Source organism: Aeromonas media (assembly GCF_000819985.1).
GTDB lineage: Bacteria > Pseudomonadota > Gammaproteobacteria > Enterobacterales > Aeromonadaceae > Aeromonas > Aeromonas media.
Genome location: NZ_CDBZ01000097.1, coordinates 1 through 2359, shown reverse-complemented (window position 1 = coordinate 2359; position 2359 = coordinate 1). Strand labels below are relative to the sequence as shown.

At 55.4% G+C, this 2359-nt stretch carries 3 protein-coding genes; all 3 read left to right on the top strand.

The annotated features are described in order from the left end of the window. The first annotated feature begins 55 nt into the window (after nucleotides 1–55). A complete protein-coding gene (locus BN1127_RS23135) occupies nucleotides 56–397 on the top strand; it encodes a cyclic-phosphate processing receiver domain-containing protein (protein WP_042649155.1) in 342 nt (113 codons plus the stop codon). Between the two features lie 217 nt (nucleotides 398–614). Next, nucleotides 615–1061: an MBL fold metallo-hydrolase gene (locus BN1127_RS21305; protein ID WP_082030017.1), complete on the top strand. Its 447-nt coding sequence runs from the start codon at nucleotides 615–617 to the stop codon at nucleotides 1059–1061. Between the two features lie 101 nt (nucleotides 1062–1162). After that, the coding region (locus BN1127_RS08580; RefSeq protein WP_156139757.1) for a PKD domain-containing protein at nucleotides 1163–2359 on the top strand (1197 nt) is incomplete at its 3' end.

Sequence of the window (2359 nt, the reverse complement as noted above, 5' to 3'; positions counted from 1 at the left end):
GTCATAGGGCTTGGTATGCCCATTCGGCAGGCCGTCAACTAAGCCCGCCCGGCGGGTGGGGGAGCGAGTATCCGACTTTGGATTTGATCAACAAGGCCGTGTATTCCTGGATGATGAAAGAACTACACCAGCGGGTTGGATCCGGGTCTACTGGCCTTCAGAAGCTATTGCACTTCTGAAAACTGGAGCCGTCGAGGAGTTAAGCCTCGATCATGATCTCGGTGATGATGAACGCGGTACTGGCTATGACGTGGTTCTGTGGATCGAAGAAGCCGTTGCTCTTCATCAATTCAATCCGCCAAAAATCACAGTGCATTCCGCCAACTCTTCGGCTCGGGAAAAGATGCTGGCTGGTATTCGCTCCATCGAGCAGCTTGCTTCGCTCAATGGTCGGTAGAGCAGGTTTATTCGATGAAGGGGTGGAAGTAGAGACGACATATGTGAGCATCCAGCATAGCGATCGAAGTCCAGGCTATTCATAATCCCTATCGTGGACTTGAATGACGACACCTGACGTTGATGTCGTGTTATATGAGAGGTAATCACCGATCCCTACGAGCCCATGTGTTTTACAAAAGAAAACAGTTGTCGCTAATTGGGATATGGGGGAGAGAATGCAAGTTTGTATTCATCGGGGCAGCAAGCAGATTGGTGGTAGTTGTGTCGAGCTAAAATGTGATGGTCAGCGTCTACTCCTTGATTTGGGTCTTCCGCTGGATGCTGACGGGGATAACGCAAAATATTTACCCAATGTGCAAGGACTGGATGGCTCAGATCCGAGTTTACTGGGTATTCTGATCTCCCATCCCCATCTGGATCATTTTGGATTGCTGGGCCATGTCGCCAGCACTATTCCGGTTGGTCTTGGCCCGGCGGCTCGGCGCATCCTGATGGCTGCGGCCCCATTTCTACCGGGTGAACGGGTGATACCTGCGGTCGGCTGGGATTATGTTTCAGGAAAAAAATTTCAGGTCGGTCCCTTTAGCATTACACCTTATCTGGTCGATCACTCGGCCTATGACTCTTATGCGTTGCTAATTGGGTTTTTTTGTGACAAATAGCATGGTGGCAAGATAGCAGAAATACGTCGTTGCGGTGCTAGTGCCAGCCTCGCTTCGGTTGTAGCGAATTAACGCAAAACCCATAGAGCAGGGATACAGGGATGATGACACGACACGGATATCCAACTTTCTGGCGCCTCGGGCTGATGGCTCTGCTGGCGCTATTCATGACTGCCTGTGGCGGCGGTGGTGGTGATAATCCGGCTCCTCCGGCCGCTGAATTGATCGCCAGCTTCACCCAGCAAGTCTCTGGCTTGGAGGTTAGCTTGGATGCCAGTGGCTCCACTGGGGATATCGCCAGCTACCAATGGGATTTTGGCGATGGCACAACCGGCACCGGCAAGAGCGCTAGCCACAGCTATGCGGCGGCTGGCGATTACTCCGTCGTTCTGACGGTGACTGATGACAAAGGGGCGACCGCCAGCCAGAGCGTCAGCGTTAGCGTGGTGGCACCCAATGTGGCTCCAACCGCTGCCTTTAGCCACACCGCCAAGGAATTGGTTGCCAGCTTTGACGCCAGCGCGTCGAGCGACAGCGATGGTCGCATCGTCAGTTACAGTTGGAACTTTGGTGATGGTGCGACCGGCACCGGCAAGACCAGCAGCCACAGTTATGTGGTCAACGGCGCTTATATCGTCACTTTAACGGTCACCGATGATCAGGGGGCGAGCGCCAACCAGAGCGCCAGCATCAGCGTGGTCAAGGCGAATGTTGCGCCGACCGCTGCTTTTACTCATTCCGAGGCTGATCTCGTTGCCAGTTTTGATGCCAGTAGCTCTAGCGACAGCGATGGCAGCATTGCCAGTTACAGCTGGAGCTTTGGCGATGGCACAACCGGCACCGGTAAGAGCGCCAGCCATAGCTATGCGGCGGCTGGAACCTACAGCGTCACCCTGACGGTGACTGATGACAAAGGGGCGACCGCCAGCCAGAGCGTCAGCGTGAGCGTGGTGGGACCCAATGTGGCACCGACCGCAGCCTTTACCCACAACGAAACGGACTTGCTGGTTAGCGTTGATGCCAGTTCATCCAGCGACAGCGATGGCAGCATTGCCAGTTACAGCTGGAGCTTTGGTGATGGCACAACCAGCAGCGGCAAGACGGCCAGCCACAGTTACACCGCCGCCGGAACCTACAGCGTCACCCTGACGGTGACTGACGATAAGGGCGCAACAGCCAGTCAGAGTGCCAGCGTTAGCGTGGTGGCCCCCAATGTGGCGCCGACCGCGGCCTTTACCCACAGCGAGACAGATTTGGCCGCCAGCTTTGATGCCAACGGCTCCAGCGACAGCGATGGC

What these genes read in the sequence shown, in the direction of transcription:
- BN1127_RS21305 (WP_082030017.1), top strand. Translation starts at nt 615, where the DNA reads ATGCAAGTTTGTATTCATCGGGGCAGCAAGCAGATTGGTGGTAGTTGT.